This is a genomic window from Streptomyces sp. NPDC008150, from assembly GCF_042956945.1.
Lineage (GTDB): Bacteria > Actinomycetota > Actinomycetes > Streptomycetales > Streptomycetaceae > Streptomyces.
This window is the reverse complement of record NZ_JBIBHJ010000005.1, coordinates 349,964-366,436: the sequence shown is the minus strand read 5'-3', so window position 1 is coordinate 366,436 and position 16,473 is coordinate 349,964. Positions and strand designations below refer to the sequence as shown.

At 73.3% G+C, this 16,473-nt stretch carries 17 protein-coding genes; 8 read left to right on the top strand and 9 right to left on the bottom strand.

Going from position 1 to position 16,473, the window contains the following annotated elements; all coding sequences use genetic code 11:
- Nucleotides 1-20: 20 nt before the first annotated feature.
- Nucleotides 21-815 carry an urease accessory protein UreD gene (locus ACFZA0_RS15785; RefSeq protein ID WP_391016569.1) on the top strand — a complete coding sequence of 265 codons (795 nt, stop codon included), beginning with the start codon at nt 21-23 and terminating at the stop codon, nt 813-815.
- Between the two features lie 14 nt (nt 816-829).
- Here ACFZA0_RS15785 and ACFZA0_RS15780 read toward each other — a convergent pair whose 3' ends face one another.
- Nucleotides 830-1,555 (bottom strand): 1-acyl-sn-glycerol-3-phosphate acyltransferase, encoded by a 726-nt coding sequence (locus ACFZA0_RS15780; protein WP_391016215.1) that lies wholly within the window; start codon nt 1,553-1,555, stop codon nt 830-832.
- Nucleotides 1,556-1,776: 221 nt separating this feature from the next.
- Between ACFZA0_RS15780 and ACFZA0_RS15775 the strand changes: the two genes are divergently transcribed.
- The gene (locus tag ACFZA0_RS15775) at nt 1,777-2,238 is read left to right on the top strand and encodes a MarR family transcriptional regulator (protein ID WP_391016212.1); all 462 of its coding nucleotides are present in this window, start codon (nt 1,777-1,779) and stop codon (nt 2,236-2,238) included.
- Nucleotides 2,239-2,300: 62 nt separating this feature from the next.
- Entirely contained in the window at nt 2,301-4,022 is a 1,722-nt protein-coding gene (locus tag ACFZA0_RS15770; RefSeq protein ID WP_391016566.1) for an MFS transporter, read from the top strand.
- 106 nt (nt 4,023-4,128) lie between these two features.
- Here the strand turns inward: ACFZA0_RS15770 and rocD are convergent, their stop codons facing one another.
- The 3 genes from rocD to ACFZA0_RS15755 all read right to left on the bottom strand — a co-directional run bounded on the left by rocD (nt 4,129) and on the right by ACFZA0_RS15755 (nt 6,852).
- Nucleotides 4,129-5,352, bottom strand: coding sequence for an ornithine--oxo-acid transaminase (gene rocD, locus ACFZA0_RS15765; RefSeq protein WP_391016209.1), 1,224 nt, complete (start codon nt 5,350-5,352; stop codon nt 4,129-4,131).
- A complete protein-coding gene (gene ddaH / locus ACFZA0_RS15760; RefSeq protein ID WP_391016206.1) occupies nt 5,349-6,215 on the bottom strand; it encodes a dimethylargininase in 867 nt (288 codons plus the stop codon). Before ddaH ends, rocD begins: the two co-directional genes overlap by 4 nt.
- A 124-nt stretch (nt 6,216-6,339) precedes the next feature.
- On the bottom strand, nt 6,340-6,852 hold the full coding sequence (locus ACFZA0_RS15755; protein ID WP_391016204.1) for an AsnC family transcriptional regulator: 513 nt from the start codon (nt 6,850-6,852) through the stop codon (nt 6,340-6,342).
- A gap of 77 nt (nt 6,853-6,929) precedes the next feature.
- On the opposite strand from ACFZA0_RS15755, the gene ACFZA0_RS15750 reads away from it, so the two are divergent.
- From ACFZA0_RS15750 to ACFZA0_RS15735, 4 genes are all read left to right on the top strand, one after another.
- Entirely contained in the window at nt 6,930-7,715 is a 786-nt protein-coding gene (locus ACFZA0_RS15750) for a LytTR family transcriptional regulator DNA-binding domain-containing protein (RefSeq protein WP_391016201.1), read from the top strand.
- Nucleotides 7,716-7,782: 67 nt separating this feature from the next.
- Nucleotides 7,783-8,142, top strand: a complete 360-nt coding sequence (locus tag ACFZA0_RS15745) for a hypothetical protein (protein ID WP_391016200.1) — start codon at nt 7,783-7,785, stop codon at nt 8,140-8,142.
- Between the two features lie 2 nt (nt 8,143-8,144).
- Nucleotides 8,145-9,881: a cation acetate symporter gene (locus ACFZA0_RS15740; protein ID WP_391016198.1), complete on the top strand. Its 1,737-nt coding sequence runs from the start codon at nt 8,145-8,147 to the stop codon at nt 9,879-9,881.
- A 37-nt stretch (nt 9,882-9,918) separates the two neighbouring features.
- Nucleotides 9,919-11,115 (top strand): histidine kinase, encoded by a 1,197-nt coding sequence (locus ACFZA0_RS15735; protein ID WP_391016195.1) that lies wholly within the window; start codon nt 9,919-9,921, stop codon nt 11,113-11,115.
- Nucleotides 11,116-11,142: 27 nt separating this feature from the next.
- Here the strand turns inward: ACFZA0_RS15735 and ACFZA0_RS15730 are convergent, their stop codons facing one another.
- The 5 genes from ACFZA0_RS15730 to ACFZA0_RS15710 all read right to left on the bottom strand — a co-directional run bounded on the left by ACFZA0_RS15730 (nt 11,143) and on the right by ACFZA0_RS15710 (nt 15,750).
- A complete protein-coding gene (locus tag ACFZA0_RS15730) occupies nt 11,143-11,334 on the bottom strand; it encodes a hypothetical protein (protein WP_391016580.1) in 192 nt (63 codons plus the stop codon).
- Nucleotides 11,335-11,433: 99 nt separating this feature from the next.
- A complete protein-coding gene (locus tag ACFZA0_RS15725) occupies nt 11,434-12,384 on the bottom strand; it encodes a cytochrome c oxidase assembly protein (protein WP_391016193.1) in 951 nt (316 codons plus the stop codon).
- Nucleotides 12,385-12,488: 104 nt separating this feature from the next.
- The gene (locus ACFZA0_RS15720) at nt 12,489-13,514 is read right to left on the bottom strand and encodes an ATP-dependent 6-phosphofructokinase (protein WP_391016190.1); all 1,026 of its coding nucleotides are present in this window, start codon (nt 13,512-13,514) and stop codon (nt 12,489-12,491) included.
- Between the two features lie 245 nt (nt 13,515-13,759).
- Entirely contained in the window at nt 13,760-14,488 is a 729-nt protein-coding gene (locus tag ACFZA0_RS15715; RefSeq protein ID WP_391016187.1) for a type 1 glutamine amidotransferase, read from the bottom strand.
- A gap of 23 nt (nt 14,489-14,511) precedes the next feature.
- On the bottom strand, nt 14,512-15,750 hold the full coding sequence (locus tag ACFZA0_RS15710; protein WP_391016184.1) for a MurT ligase domain-containing protein: 1,239 nt from the start codon (nt 15,748-15,750) through the stop codon (nt 14,512-14,514).
- A gap of 157 nt (nt 15,751-15,907) precedes the next feature.
- Between ACFZA0_RS15710 and def the strand changes: the two genes are divergently transcribed.
- Nucleotides 15,908-16,465, top strand: coding sequence for a peptide deformylase (gene def, locus ACFZA0_RS15705; RefSeq protein ID WP_391016181.1), 558 nt, complete (start codon nt 15,908-15,910; stop codon nt 16,463-16,465).
- Nucleotides 16,466-16,473: the final 8 nt, after the last annotated feature.

Genomic DNA, 16,473 nt, shown 5'->3' with positions numbered 1-16,473 from the left:
CCCCCGCCGGGCGCGAACCGGTGACCCCCGCCGGGCGCGAACCCGCGCCCCCCGCCGGTGCCGGGGTCCGCGCCGCCGCGCGGATCGTCGCGACGCCGGACGGCAGGGGAGGCACGTCCCTGCCCACCCTGGAGGGCGAGGGCCCCCTCGCCCCGCGGCGCGTGCGGTCCACCGGCGCCGAGGCGCGCGTGCTGCTCGTCGGGGCGATGAGCGGACCCCTCGGCGGCGACCGCTTCACGGTCGCGGCGAGCGTGGCGGGCGGCGCCCGGCTGCGCGTCGGCTCGGCCGCCGCGACCATCGCGCTTCCCGGGCAGAGCAAGAGCGAGACGCAGAGCCACTACGACGTCCGGCTCACCGTGGCCGACGACGCCGAACTCCAGTGGCTGCCCGAGCAGTTGATCTCCGCCGCCGGCAGCGACCTGACGGTCACCACCCGCGCCGACGTCGCCCCCGCCGGCCGCCTCGTGCTGCGCGAGGAGCAGGTGCTCGGGCGCACCGGCGAGGAACCGGGGCGCCTGACCAGCCGCCTGGTCGTGCACGTCGGCGGAGTCCCGGTCCTGGACCAGGAGTTGGCGTGCGGCCCCGGAGCCCCCGGCGGCTGGGACGGCCCGGCCGTCCTCGGAGGACACCGGGCCGTCGGTCAACTGGTGCTGGTCGCACCGGAGTTCGCCGCCAACCCGGTCGAGGCGCGGATGCTCGGCGCGGGCGCCGCCCTCGTCCCGCTCGCGGGCCCGGCGGCCCTCGTCACCGCCGTCGCCCCCGACGCCCGCCTGCTGCGCCGCGTCCTGGACGAGGCCGCGGCGGCCCTGCACTGACGGGTCCCGGTGCCTCAACTCAGGGGCATACGGGGAAACCTGCGCACCCGCGCGGGCGACCCCTGCTCCAGCTCGGCCTTCACGACCGACGCGTAGGTGTCCACGTACTCCTGCTCGGACAGCGCCAGGATCGCGTACATGATCTCGTCGGTGACCGCGCGCAGGGCCGTCTTCTCGTTCTCCATGCCCGCGAAGCGCGAGAAGTCGAGGGGTTCGCCGAACCGGATCACGACCGGCCGCACCACGTGCGGGAACCGCTGTCCGGGCGGCTGCGCCTCGAAGGTGCCGATCATCGCGCACGGGACGACCGGCACCCCGGCCCGCAGCGCCATCACCGCGACGCCGACCCGGCCCTTGTAGAGGCGCCCGTCGTGCGAGCGGGTGCCCTCGGGGTAGACGCCCAGCAGTTCGCCGCGCCGCAGCACGTTGACGCCCTCGCTGATCGCCGGCCGGCCCGCCTGCTTGTTCGCGCGGTCGACCGGGATCTGGCCGATGCTGCGGAAGAACGCGGCGGTCAGCCGGCCCTTGACGCCGGGACCGGTGAAGTACTCGGCCTTCGCCAGGAACGTGATGCGCCGCTTCAGGATGGCCGGCATCAGGAAGTGGTCGGAGAACGACAGGTGGTTGCCCGCGACGATCGCCCCGCCCGTCGCCGGAACATGGTCGAGCCCCTCGATCCGGGGCCGGAACAGCAGCCGCAGCCAGGGGCCCAGCACCACGTACTTGAGCAGGTAGTACAACGGTCGCTCCTTGTTCGGGCGGACGCCTGGGACGCGGCTCGCGCACACCGCCCCGGACACCGTTTTCCAGCAGGTCGGAGGGTGCCGGTGAGGTTGGCAGTGTAGGGCCGTGACCGGCCCGGCAGAACCACCGCGGCAGGCCGGATGCGGGGACCCGGCACCGTACTGATTACTAACACTTGGTTGAACAGTCCAGACTGCGGAATCTAGGCTCGTACGACGTGGCCACTTCCCCGACTTCCCCAACTCCCGCTCTTTCCACGGAATCCGCGTCGCTCGCCGCCGCGCTGCGGCCGGCCGTCGCCCGCATCACCCGACGACTGCGGCAGGCGCACGCCGTCGGTGACGTGACCCTCGCCGGTGTCTCGGTACTCGCCCGGCTCACCGCCGACGGGCCCGCCTCGCCCAGCTCCCTCGCCGGGCTGGAACGGGTCCGCCCGCAGGCCATGGCGACCACCGTCACCGGACTCGAACAGCGCGGCCTCGTCCGGCGCACCCCGGACGTCGTCGACCGGCGCCGCTCGATCGTCGCCGTCACCGACGAGGGCCGGCAGGTGCTGGAGGCACGGCGCTCCGCCTCCGTGCGGCGGCTGACGTCCGTGCTCGACGACTTCACCCCCGAGGAGCGGCACGCGCTCGCCGCCGCCCTCCCCCTTCTCGACAGAGTGGCGGAACGCCTGTGAGCACCAACCGGTTCGTTCCCGGCGGCCTCGGGGCACGCCTCGCCCGGCGCCGGCAGGCCCCGATGGGCCCCGGCTACAAGTGGGTGGCGCTGTCCAACACCACGCTCGCCGTGCTGATCGCCACGATGGACGCCTCGATCGTCATCATCTCGCTGCCCGCCATCTTCCGCGGGATCGGTCTCGACCCGCTCGCGCCGGGCAACATCGGCTACCTGCTGTGGATGATGCTCGGCTACCTGCTGGTGTCCGCCGTGCTCGTCGTCGCCCTCGGCCGGATCGGCGACATGTTCGGCCGCGTGCGGATCTACAACCTCGGGTTCCTGATCTTCGCCATAGCCTCCGTCGCGCTCTCCCTCGACCCGCTCAAGGGCGGGGCGGGCGCGCTGTGGCTGATCGTGGGGCGGGTGGTGCAGGCGTTCGGCGGCGCCATGCTCACCGCCAACTCCGCCGCGATCCTCACGGACGCGTTCCCCGCCCGGCAGCGCGGCATGGCGCTCGGCATCAACCAGATCACCGCGCTGGCGGGCCAGTTCCTGGGTCTGCTGGCGGGCGGCCTGCTCGCCGCGATCGACTGGCGCGCGGTCTTCTGGCTGAGCGTGCCGATCAGCGTCACGGGCACCGTCTGGTCCTACCTCAGCCTGCGCGAGACACGTCCGGGACGTCCCGGACGCGTCGACTGGTTCGGCAACATCACCTTCGCCGCGGGCGCCGGCATCCTGCTCGCCGGCATCACCTACGGCATCCAGCCGTACGGCGGCAGCGCGACCGGGTGGGGCAACCCCAAGGTCCTCGCCGGCCTGTTCGGCGGGGTCCTCCTGCTCGCACTGTTCTGCTGGATCGAGACGCGCGTCGCCGAACCCATGTTCAAGCTCGCGCTGTTCAAGGCGCGGGCGTTCGCCGTGGGCAACCTGGCCGCCCTGCTCACCGCGATCGCGCGCGGCGGACTCCAGTTCATGCTCATCATCTGGCTCCAGGGCATCTGGCTGCCGCTGCACGGCTACGACTTCAAGGACACCCCGCTCTGGGCGGGCATCTTCATGCTGCCGCTGACGTGCGGCTTCCTGCTGGCGGGGCCGGTCTCCGGCTATCTCTCGGACCGGTTCGGGGCGCGCGTCTTCTCCACCGCCGGGCTGCTCGTGGTCGCTGCGTCCTTCCTCGGGCTGCTGGCCGTGCCCGTGAACTTCGACTACGGGGTGTTCGCGGCCCTGCTGCTGCTCAACGGACTCGGCCAGGGCATGTTCTCCTCGCCCAACACGTCCTCGATCATGGGCAGCGTGCCACCGGAGTACCGGGGCGTCGCCTCCGGCATGCGGTCCACCTTCCAGAACTCCGGGACCGCCCTGTCCATCGGCGTCTTCTTCTCGCTGATGGTCTCCGGCCTCGCCACGACGCTGCCCTCGGCCCTGCGCGACGGCCTCACGGCGCACGGCGTCTCCGCGCACGCCGCGGCCCGCGCGGCCGACCTGCCCCCGGTGAGCACCCTGTTCGCGACGTTCCTCGGCAACAACCCGGTGGAGCACCTGCTGGGGCCGGGCGGCACGGACGCTCTGACGGCGACGCAGCGCGAGACGCTGACCGGGCACGCCTTCTTCCCGCAGCTGATCTCCGGGGCCTTCCACCACGGGCTCACCATCGTGTTCGGCGTCGCGGCCGGGATGGCCCTGGTCTCCGCGGTCGCCTCCGCGCTGCGCGGCGGTCACCGGCGGGCGGAGGAGGACGGGACGCCCGCCGCCGGTCAGGGGGAGAAGGCGCAGCCGAGCAGGACGAACTCGACCCCGTCCTGACCGGCCGGACGCAGGACGCACCCACACCGACACCGGGCGGGGAGCGGGCCGCCGGCAGGACGGGACGCCCTGCCGGCCCGCCGCCCCCGCCCGCACCGGACGGTGCTCAGCCCGCGGCCAGCACCCGCCCCAACGCCCCCAGTGCCGACCGCAGTTCCTCGGCCGAGATGGTCAGCGGCGGTGCGATCCGGATCGTCGAGCCGTGCGTGTCCTTCACCAGCACGCCCTCCCGCAGCAGCCGTTCGCCGATCTCGCGGCCGGTGCCGACCGCCGGGTCCACGTCGACGCCCGCCCACAGCCCGCGGCACCGGAACCCGAGCACGCCGTGCCCGACCAGCTCGGTCAGCCCGTCCCGCAGCACGACGCCCAACTCCTGTGCCCGGCGCTGGAATTCCCCGGTCTCCAGGAGCTCGACCACCGCCGTGCCGACCGCCGCCGCGAGCGGATTGCCGCCGAACGTCGAGCCGTGCTGGCCGGGCCGCAGCACGCCGAGCACGTCCCGGCCCGCCACCACCGCGGACACCGGTACGATCCCGCCGCCCAGCGCCTTGCCGAGCAGCACCACGTCGGGCACGACCCCCTCGTGGTCCACCGCCAGGGTGCGGCCGGTGCGCCCCAGCCCGGACTGGATCTCGTCCGCCACGAACAGGCAGCCCGCCCGCCGGGTCAACTCCCGTACGCCTGCCAGATATCCGTCGTCCGGCACGACCACGCCGGCCTCGCCCTGCACCGGTTCGATCAGCACTGCCGCGGTGGTCGCGTCCACGGCGGCCTCCAGCGCCGCCAGGTCGTTGTACGGGACGACCCGGAAGCCCGGCGCGAACGGTCCGAAGCCGGCCCGCGCGTCCTCGTCCGTCGAGAAGCCGACGATCGTCGTCGTACGGCCGTGGAAGTTGTCGGCGGCGACCACGATCGTCGCCCGGTCGGCGGGCACGCCCTTCACCTCGTACGCCCACTTGCGGGCCACCTTGATGCCGCTCTCCACCGCCTCCGCGCCCGTGTTCATCGGCAGCACCATCTCCTGCCCGGTCAACGCGGCCAGCCGCTCGGCGAATTCGGCCAGCCGGTCGTGGTGGAACGCCCGCGAGGTGAGGGTGAGCCGGTCGAGCTGGTCGTGCGCCGCCGCCAGCAGGGCGGGGTGCCGGTGGCCGAAGTTGAGGGCCGAGTAGCCGGCCAGCAGGTCCAGGTAGCGGCGGCCCTCGACGTCCTCCACCCACGCGCCCTCCGCGCGGGCGACGACCACGGGCAGCGGGTGGTAGTTGTGCGCGAGGACGGGCTCCTCGGCGCGGATCAGGTCGTCCGAGGTGCGGGTACGGGCGGGAGCGGTCATGAACGGATCTCCTGGGTGCAGCACTTGATGCCACCGCCGGCCTTGTGCAGCTCGGACAGGTCGACGGGGACGGGGACGTAACCGCGCCGGGCGAGCCGGGCGGCGAGCGCACGGGCGTCCGGCGCGATGAAGACGTGACGGCCGTCGGAGACGGAGTTGAGGCCGAACGCGAGGGCGTCCGCCCGGGTGGCGAGCACCGCGTCCGGGTAGAGGCGGGCGAGCACGGCCCGGCTGCCGGCGGAGAACGCCTCCGGGTAGTAGGCGATCTCGGCGTCGGGCCCGTCGCTGTCGCGCAGCACGAACAGCGCGGTGTCCAGGTGGTAGAAGTACGGGTCCACCAGATGCAGGCTGATCACCGGACGGCCGAAGAACTCCTGCGCCTCGCGGTGCGCCTCGCGGCTGGTCCGGAACCCGGTGCCGGCCAGGACGTAGCGCCCCGCCGGGACGAGGTCGCCCTCGCCCTCGCAGACCGCGGCCGGTACGCGGACGTCGAAGCCGGCCGCCTCGAACCAGCTCGTGTAGTGCGTGGACTCGGGGCGCCGCTCGGGCGCGTGGAAGAGGGAGCCGAGCACACGGCCGTCCACGACGACCGCGCAGTTCGCGGCGAACACCATGTCGGGCAGCCCGGGGACGGGTTCGACCGTCTCGACCTCGTGACCGTGCGCGCGGTAGGCGCGGACCAGCGACCGCCACTGCTCGCGGGCCAGGCCGGTGTCCACCCGGGCGTCGGGCCGCATCCAGGGGTTGATGGCGTACTCGACGGCGAAGTGCGCCGGTTCGCAGACGAGGAAGCGGCGGGGCCGCGGCGTACGGGAGGCGCGGGCGGCCGGGGGAGGGTCGGTCGCGGTGAGGCTGTCGGGCACAGAGGGATACCTCCGTTTCCAGCGGGGATCGGCCGGGATCTTCCGGCTCGACACAACGGTAGGAAATGACGGAGACGTCCGACAAGGAACGGAAGCTGCGTGTCCGCGCAGGATTGCTGCGTCTTCAGCCCGGTCCGCGCAGCTCTGCTGCGTCCTCCGGGGCCGGCTGGCTCGCGCCCGCCTCCGGGCTCTCGGGCAGCAGGTGGGACAGCACCAGATAGCTGATCGTCTTCCGGATGAACGGCTCGGCGCGGATGCGTTCGAGGACCTCCTCGAAGTGCTGGACGTCCGTGGCCCGTACGTGCAGCAGCGCGTCGGCGCCGCCCGTCACCGTCATCGCGGCGGCGATCTCGGGATGGTTGCGCACCACCTCCGCCAGCCGTCGCGGCGGCGCAGCCCCCTCGCAGTACACCTCCACGTACGCCTCCGTGCGCCAGCCCAGCGCCGACGGCTTCACCTGGGCGGAGAAACCGGTGATCACGCCGCTCTCGCGCAGCCGGTCCACCCGCCGCTTCACGGCGGTCGCGGACAGCCCCACCGCCGTCCCGATCTCCGCGAAGCTCGAACGGGCGTTGGCCATCAGCGCGGTGACGATCTGCCGGTCGAGCTCGTCGAACGGCGCGGGCCTGCTGTTCATGGCGGCACTGTATCCAGCGGAGTCTCTCCGCGACGGTGCCGCTCCCCGCGCCCCGATTGCTTCTAGACTCCACGACCATGCTGCGCGCCCTCGCCGTCGACGACGAACGCCCTTCCCTGGAGGAGCTGTTGTACCTGCTGCGCGCGGACCCGCGCATCGGCGCCGCGGAGGGCGCCGACGACTCGACGGGGGCGCTGCGACGCATCAACAGGGCGCTGGAGTCGGGCCCGGACGGGCCCGAGGCCGTCGACGTGGTGTTCCTCGACATCCGCATGCCGGGCCTCGACGGACTCGACCTGGCGCGGCTGCTCACCGGGTTCGCGCAGCCGCCGATGGTCGTCTTCGTCACCGCCCACGAGGACTTCGCGGTACGGGCGTTCGACCTCAAGGCCGTCGACTACGTGCTCAAGCCGGTGCGCAGGGAACGGCTCGCCGAGGCCGTGCGCCGCGCCGACCAGCTCCGCACCGACCGGCTGCGCACCGCGCGGCTGCGCGGCGAGGCGCCGCGGATCCCCGTGCACGAGCCCGATCCCGACCAACTCCCGGTGGAACTGGGCGGAGTGACCCGCTTCGTGGCCGTCGACACCATCACCCACGTCGAGGCGCAGGGCGACTACGCCCGGCTGCACACCGCGCAGGGCAGCCACCTGGTCCGCATCCCGCTGTCCACGCTGGAGGAGCGGTGGCGCTCGCGCGGCTTCGTCCGCATCCACCGCCGCCACCTGGTCGCCCTGCGGCACATCGGTGAACTGCGCCTGGACGCGGGCACGGTGAGCGTCCTGGTCGGCACCGAGGAGCTCCAGGTCAGCCGGCGCCACGCCCGCGACCTGCGCGACCTGCTGATGCGCCGCACCGCCAACTGAGCGCCGCGCGACCGCCCGACGCGTTCACCGCCCGACGCGCCGCACCGCCGACCGAGGAGACGCCGCCGTGCCCCACGACCCCGCAGAACGCCGCGTCGTCGTCACCGGACCGCCCCGCCGCACCCGCCGCACCTCCGGCTACTACCGCCCGCGCACCGAGATCGACGAACAGACCACCCTGGGCCACACCTACGTGCGCTCCCTGATGCGCACCCAACTCCGTTCGGGACTGGCCGGGTTCGCGTTCCTGGTGCTGCTCGTCGGCCCGCTGCCGCTGCTGTTCGCCGCCCTCCCCGCCGCCCGCCGGCTGGAGTGGACCGTCCTCGGCTTCTGCCTCTACGCGCCGATGGTCCTCGTCGCCCGCTGGTACGTGCGGCGCGCGGAGCGGGCCGAACGGGACTTCGTCCGGCTCGTCGAGGACCGCTGACCGTGCACACCGGCTACGCCGTCACCGCCGTCGTCCTCGTGGTCCTGGCGACCGTCCTGGTCGGCGCGTTCGGCCTGCGCGTCTCGCGCACCACCTCCGACTTCTACGTCGCCTCCCGCACCGTCGGCCCGCGTCTGAACGCCGCCGCGATCAGCGGCGAGTACCTCTCCGCCGCGTCCTTCCTCGGCATCGCGGGCCTCGTCCTCGTGCAGGGCCCCGACATGCTCTGGTACCCGGTCGGCTACACCGCCGGGTACCTCGTCCTGCTGCTGTTCGTCGCCGCCCCGCTGCGCCGCTCCGGTGCCTACACACTGCCGGACTTCGCCGAGGCGCGGCTCGCCTCGCAGCCCGTGCGGCGGCTCGCCGGCGCCTTCGTCGTCGGGGTGGGCTGGCTGTACCTGCTGCCTCAACTCCAGGGCGCCGGGCTGACGTTGGCCGTGCTGACCGGAGCGCCGGACCAGCTCGGCGCGGTCGTCGTGGCCGTCGTCGTCGTGGCGACCGTCGCGGCCGGCGGCATGCGCAGCATCACCTTCGTGCAGGCCTTCCAGTACTGGCTGAAGCTGACCGCCCTGCTGGTTCCCGTTCTCTTCCTCGTCCTCGTCTGGCGGGCCGACGGCGCGCCGCACCCCTCCTTCGGGGAACCGCCCGCGCTGCGCGCGCAGCGCGTCGTCGTCGTGCCGGACACCCTCGACCTGCGGCTGGAGAAGCCGCTCACGGTCACCGTCCGCGGCACGGTCGACGGCCGCCCGTACGCGGCCCGCGAGGTCCGGCTCCCGGCGGGCACCCACCACGTGGCCGGCGGCACCCGGCTGACGCTGGGGCGCGGCGCGCGGGTGCCGGCCGCCGTCCACGGCACCGGGGGCGGCATGTCCGTGCAGTCGGCGTCCCTCACCACGAGCCGCGAGGAGCGCCCGCTGTACGCGACGTACGGCCTGATCCTCGCGACCTTCCTCGGCACCATGGGCCTGCCGCACGTCGTCGTGCGCTTCTACACCAGCCCGCACGGCGTCGCCGCCCGCCGCACCACCGTCGCCGTGCTCGGCCTGATCGGCGTCTTCTACCTGCTGCCGCCCGTGTACGGCGCCCTGGCCCGCGTGTACGCGCCCGAACTCACCCTCACCGCCGACGCGGACGCCGCCGTGCTGCTGCTGCCCGACCGGATGATCGGCGGGCCCGGCGGCGACGTGCTGGGCGCGCTGGTCGCCGGGGGTGCCTTCGCCGCGTTCCTGTCGACCGCGTCCGGGCTGACGATGGCCGTCGCGGGCGTGCTCGCCCAGGACGTGCTGCCGGCCCGCGGGGTGCGGCACTTCCGGCTCGGCACGGTCCTCGCGATGGCGGTGCCGCTCGCCGCGGCCGTGCTCGTCGGCGGACTGCCGGTGGCCGACGCGGTGGGTCTCGCCTTCGCGGTCTCCGCGTCCTCGTTCTGCCCGCTGCTGGTGCTCGGCATCTGGTGGCGCCGGCTCACCCCGCCCGGCGCCGCCGCGGGCATGCTCGTCGGCGGCGGCTCCGCGCTGCTGTCCGTCGGCGCGACGATGGCGGGCGCGGCCGGCACCGGCACGGCGCACGCGCTGCTCGCGTGGCCGGCGATCTGGTCGGTGCCGCTCGGCTTCCTGACGATGACGCTCGGCTCGCTGCTCACCCCGAAGCGGGTCCCCGCCGCGACGGCGGCCGTCCTGGCCCGCTTCCACCTCCCGGAGGAACTCGCCGGGGCGCAGCCGAGGACGGAGGCCCGCCCATGACGGTCCGGCCCGCGTGCCCGGCCCGGGGGGCCCGCCCGTGAGCGGCTTCCTCGCCGGCCTCTGCGTGGCCGTGCTGCCGCTGCTCGCCGCCGGGTTCTGGCTCGGCAGGCGCACCGCGCGGCCCGAGAGCCTCGGCGGTCTGGGCACCGACGTGGAGCACGCCACCTTCCGTACCCTGCACACCGCGTCGCTCGCCGCGCCCCCGCTGCGGGCCGGGCTGACGGAGGAGACCGCCCGCCGTTCCGCACGGCGGCTGCGCTCGCTGCTCGGCACGGACGCGCTGTGCCTGACCGACGACCACGACGTCCTGGTGTGGGACGGCGCGGGGGAGCACCACCGCGCCGAGATCATGGAACGGCTCGCGGGGGCCCTCGACACCGGCCGCGGCGAGGCGTTCCGGCTGGCCTGCGACGCCCCCGACTGCCCGCTGCGCTGGGCCGTCGTCGCCCCGCTCACCGTCGACGACCGGGTGCACGGCGCGCTCGTCGCCTGTGCCCCGCGCGAGTCGGCCGTCCTGGTGCGGGCCGCCGGGGAGGTCGCGCGGTGGGTGTCGGTCCAGCTCGAACTCGCCGACCTCGACCAGTCGCGCACCCGCCTCATCGAGGCGGAGATCCGGGCCCTGCGCGCCCAGATCTCCCCGCACTTCATCTTCAACTCACTGGCCGTGATCGCCTCGTTCGTGCGCACGGACCCGGAGCGGGCGCGTGAACTGCTGCTGGAGTTCGCCGACTTCACGCGCTACTCGTTCCGCAGGCACGGCGAGTTCACCACCCTCGCCGACGAACTGCACGCCGTCGACCAGTACCTCGGACTGGTCCGCGCCCGCTTCGGCGACCGGCTCGCGGTCACCCTGCAGATCGCCCCCGAGGTGCTGCCCGTCGCGCTGCCCTTCCTGTGTCTCCAGCCGCTGGTGGAGAACGCCGTCAAGCACGGCCTGGAGGGCAGCACCGGCACCTGCCGCATCCGGATCACGGCGCAGGACGCGGGCGCCGACGCGCTCGTCGTCATCGAGGACGACGGGGGCGGCATGGACCCCGCGCTGCTGCGCCGCATCCTGGCGGGGGAGGCGGGCCCCTCGGGCGGCATCGGTCTGTCCAACGTGGACGACAGGCTGCGGCAGGTCTACGGCGACGACTGCGGCCTCGTCATCGAGACGGCACCGGGCGCCGGCATGAAGATCTCCGCCCGGCTGCCGAAGTACCAGCCGGGCGTGCACTCCGCGGGACCGGCGTGAGCGCCGGCGCCCCGGCCCCGGGGCCGGTCAGGTGCTGCGGGTCGCCAGCATCCCCACGGTGATCATGCCGAGCACCACCCAGCCGAACCAGAGCCATCCGTTGCTGCCGATGGCCACCGTGTAGGCGGTCACCACGACGAGACCGCCGACGGTGATCACCCCCATCGCCTTCGTGGAACCGGGCATCGCGACACCCTCCTCGTGGTCCGTTGCCACCATGGTGCCCCCGATCCACCCGGCGTGGGAGGTGAAGGGCACCGGGAGACCGCCGAACGCGCACGCCCGGGGAAGGAGGAGGACCGGGACGAGGCGGCCGGTTCAGTTCCCGCGGGTGTTCAGCGAGGCGAGGTAGGCGTTGTACGCGTTGAGCTCCTGGTCGCCGTCACGGTCCGCCGCGCGGTCCTGGCGCTTGGCCTGCCGCTGCTCGGAGCCGTACCACTGGAACAGCAGGGCCAGCAGGACCAGGACGGACGGGACCTCGCTGAAGGCCCACGCGATGCCGCCCGCCGCGGTCTGGTCGGACAGGGCGTCAATGGCGAGGGAGGCGGGCGGGTTCTTGTACGTCGACACCATCGGCTCGGACGCCATCATCAGCGCGATGCCGAAGAACGCGTGGAACGGCATTCCCGCGAACAGTTCCAGCATCCGCATCAGGTAGCCCGGCCGGTGCGGCCCCGGGTCGACGCCCATGATCGGCCAGAAGAAGACGACACCGACCGCGAGGAAGTGCACCATCATCACGGCGTGCCCGGTCTGCGAGCGCATCAGGAAGTCGAAGATCGGCGTGAAGTAGAGCGCGTACAGGCTCGCGATGAACAGCGGGATGGTGAACGCCGGGTGCGTGACGATCCGCAGGTACCGGCTGTGCAGCAGCATCAGCAGCAGCTCGCGCGGCCCCCTGCTGCCCCGCGCCGCCACCGGCAGTGCGCGCAGCGCCAGGGTGATCGGGGCACCGAGCAGCAGCAGGATCGGCGACAGCATGCTGATCACCATGTGCTGCACCATGTGCACGCTGAACATGACCATGCCGTAGTCGTTGAGCCGGGTGCACATCATCAGCGCGACCGTCAGGACCCCGACGGTGAACGAGATCGTGCGGCCCACCGGCCACGCGTCGCCGCGCCGCACCAGACGTGCCACGCCCCAGCCGTACAGGGCGAGACCCAGCAGGCAGGCGACGAGGAAGAACGGGTCGAGGGACCAGTGCAGGCCCCGCGCCAGCGTGAACGGCGGCAGATCCATCGTCATGCCGTGCCCGCTGTGATCCATCCGCCGGCTCCTGGTTCGTGGGGGTTGTACGCCGTCTGTCCGGACCCACACTAGAACCGCCCCCGGCGACCGCGGTCACCGGGGGCGGCGCGGCGCGCTGTGCGTCAGAGCACGCACTCCGCCTCTTCGTACCTCTCGTCCGGCACCGTCTTGAGCGTCTCGACGGCCTCCGCGAGCGACACCATCACGATGTCGGTGCCGCGCAGCGCGGTCATCCGCCCGAACTCCCCGCGGTGCACGGCCTCCACGGCGTGCCAGCCGAAGCGCGTCGCGAGCACCCTGTCGTACGCCGTCGGCGTCCCGCCGCGCTGCACGTGCCCGAGGATGACCGGGCGGGCCTCCTTGCCGAGCCGGTGCTCCAGTTCCAGGGAGAGCTGACGGGCGATGCCCGCGAACCGCTCGTGGCCGTAGACGTCCTTGGCGCCCTCGTCGAAGGCCATGGAACCCGCCTTCGGCTTCGCGCCCTCGGCCGCCACGACGATCGCGAACCGCTTGCCCGCGGAGAAGCGCTCGCCGACCTTCGCCGCCAACTCCTCTATGTCGAAGGGCCGTTCGGGCACGACCACCGCGTGGGCGCCCGCGGCCATGCCGGAGTGCAGCGCGATCCACCCGGTGTGCCGGCCCATCACCTCGACGATCAGCACCCGCTGGTGCGACTCCGCGGTGGTCTTGAGCCGGTCCAGCGCCTCCGTGGCGACGCCCACCGCGGTGTCGAAGCCGAACGTGACGTCGGTGACCGCGATGTCGTTGTCGATGGTCTTCGGGACCCCGACGATCGGCAGGCCGTTGTCCGACAGCAGCCGGGCCGCCTTCAGGGTGCCCTCGCCGCCGATCGGGATGATCGCGTCGAGCCCCAGCTCCTCGACGTGGCCGCGCGCCCGCTCCACACCGTCGCGCAGCTGCTCGGGGCGTACCCGGGAGGAGCCGAGGATGGTGCCGCCGCGCGCCAGGATGCCGCTCACGGCGTCGAGGTCGAGCTTGAGGTAGTCGCACTCCAGGAGGCCCTTCCAGCCGTCCCGGAAGCCGATGACCTCGTCACCGTGGTCGACCACGGCGCGGTGCACGACGGACCGGATGACGGCGTTGAGGCCGGGGCAGTCACCGCCGGACGTGAGGACACCAATGCGCATAGCCCGGACTACCTTCTCGACGGGGGTCGGGTACCGGACCTCGTCGTCCGGCTCGAATCCCCGCCACCCTAGCGGCAAGGCACCCCGGCCCAGCACCGTGCGTCCGCTGGCTGGACACCCCCGCTCACCTGTGCGGATGCCCCTTCAGACGGGCCGGTTGCGCGGGGCGGAACACCCGGTGTACGACGACGCCCGGACGCCCCCCGGCACCTGGCCGGGGGCGTCCGGGCGTCGGACGGGTGCGCTCAGGCTGGCTGCGTCGCCGAGGCGATCCGCTCGCTGCGCAGCGCCTCGTACCAGCGGTCGTCGACCGGCGGCAGCGCGTTCACGTCGAGGGCCAGCTTCAGCAGCAGGTCCGCGATCTGCGGGTTCCGGGCGAGCACCGGACCGTGCATGTACGTGCCGAACACCGTGTCGTTGTACGCGCCTTCGGTGCCGTCGCCCGTGCCGTTGCCCTTGCCGAGCTTGACCCGGGCGAAGGGGCGGGCGGTCGGGCCCAGGTGCGTGACGCCCTGGTGGTTCTCGAAGCCGGTCAGCGGCGGCAGGCCGAGCCGGGGGTCGATGTCCCCGTACACGTCGCCGACGCAGCGCTCTCCCTCGCCGCGCACCGACACCACGTCCAGCAGCCCGAGGCCGGGCTCGCGCTGGCCGAGGTCGTTGATGAACTCGTGCCCGAGGATCTGGTAGCCCGCGCACACCGAGAACAGGATCGCGCCGTTGCCGGCCGCCCGGTGCAGCCCGCCGTCGCGGCGCAGCCGCTCGGCCGCGAGCCGCTGCGGGCGGTCCTCGCCGCCGCCGATCAGGTAGATGTCGCCCGACGTGGGGACCGGCTGGTCGCTGCGCACGTCCAGGCGGGCCACGTCGAGCCCGCGCTGGCGTGCCCGGCGCTCCACGACGAGGGCGTTGCCCTGGTCGCCGTAGGTGCTCAGCAGGTCCGGGTAGATCCACACCAGACGCAGTTGGTTGTCACTCATGCCCATAGTCCTTCCCGATCCGATCAGTTGCCGACTCGGCGGCGGAGGTCCTGGAACGCGGTGTAGTTCGCGATGACCTCGATCCGGCCGGGAGGAGCCTGCTGCACCGCCTGGTCGAGGCTGTCGCAGACCTGGAAGGACTGGTTCGCGACCTCCAGGCGCACGGCGAGGTCGAGCTTGCGGTCGCCCAGCACGAAGATGGGGTGACCGGTGAGCCGCGTGTAGTCGACGTCCCACAGCCAGGAGGTGTCGGTGCCGTCGGCGCCGCGCGCGTTCACCGACAGGATGACGGGGGTCGGCGGCGGGTCGATCAGGGAGAACGTCTCCAGCCAGCCGGCCGGGTTCTTGGCCAGCAGCAGCCGCAGGTCGCGCTGCATGAACTGCACGACGTCGTAGCGTCCGGCGACCGCCTGCACCCGGTACATCCGCTCCAGGGCCACCTGGGGCGGCACTCCGAAGACGGCGGCGACGGCCGCGGAGCTCGCGGCGTTCGCCTTGTTGGCGCGGCCCGGGAGCTGGAGGTGGATCGGCCAGGCCGAGCCGTGCGGGTCGAGGACGTGGTCGCCGGAGAGCGCCCAGCTCGGCGTCGGGCGGCGGAAACCGCACTCGTTGCAGAACCAGTCGTCGCCGGGGCGCTGCATCACGCCGCCGCACGACGGGCACGACCAGGCGTCGTCCTTCCACATCTGGCCGGCGGCCACCCACACCACGTTGGGGGAGGAGGACGCGGCCCACACCACCAGCGGGTCGTCGCAGTTGGCGACGACGACGGCCTTCGAACCGGCAAGCCCCTCGCGCCAGTTCTCCGCGAGCATGCGGGTCTCGGCCGCGCGGTCGAGCTGGTCGCGGGAGAGGTTGAGCAGGGCGATGCACTTGGGCGAGGTGTCGCGGGCGACCCCCGCCAGGTACTTCTCGTCCACCTCGATGACGCCGTACCGGGCGTCGGAACCCCCGGCGAGGGCCGAGGTGATGCCGGCCGGCATGTTGGCGCCGAGGGCGTTGGAGACGACCGGTCCCGCCGCGCCCAGCGCCTCCGCGATGAGCCGGGTGGTCGTCGTCTTGCCGTTGGTCGCCGAGACCAGGACACAGTCCAGGTGCGTCGCGAGCCGGGCGAGCAGGTCGGGGTCGAGCCGGAGCGCAACCTTGCCGCCGATCACCGAACCACTGCCGCGTCCCGCGGCACGCGAGACGGCCGCGGCCGCCTTGCCCGCGGTCACGGCCAGCTTGGCCCGCGGCGTGAGCGGGTCCGAGTTGCCTGCCATCAGTTCTCGATCCTCCTTGCGTACGCGCCGCGCCTGAAGCCTCCGGCAACGTGGTGTGGCCTCAGCCTATCGAGATCCACTCCGGTACCGAATCCCGGCACCGGCCACGGTGGCCGTGCCCGCATGGCGTTCCTTCCAGGACCGTACCCTTGCCGCCATGCGACACGGCCCGATCCCGGGCGCCCACGGGCGCGTCCGGCCCCTGACCCTGCTCGGCGATCCGGTGCTGCACGCACCGTCCGCCGAGGTCACCGACTTCGGTCCCGGCCTCGCGCGGCTGGTCGAGGACCTGTTCGCGTCCATGTACGCGGCCCGCGGTGTGGGCCTGGCCGCGAACCAGGTCGGCGAGGCACTGCGGGTCTTCGTCTTCGACTGTCCGGACGACGAGGAGGTGCGGCACCTGGGTCACGTGGTGAACCCGCGGCTGGTGGCGGCCGACGGGATCGTGCTGCGCGGCCCGGAGGGCTGCCTGTCGCTGCCGGGCCTGGAGGCGCCGACCGAGCGGTTCGACCGGGCGGTCGTCGAGGGGTTCACGGCGAGCGGTGAACCCGTCGAGGTGGAGGGCACCGGTTTCTTCGCGCGGTGTCTCCAGCACGAGTACGACCACCTGGAGGGCCGGGTCTATCCCGACCGGCTGACCGGGCGGCGCCGTCGCAAGGTGCTGCGGCAGGCCGCGAAGGCGTCCTGGGGGAGCGGCCGGACGGTCTCCGGCTAGACCGGAGG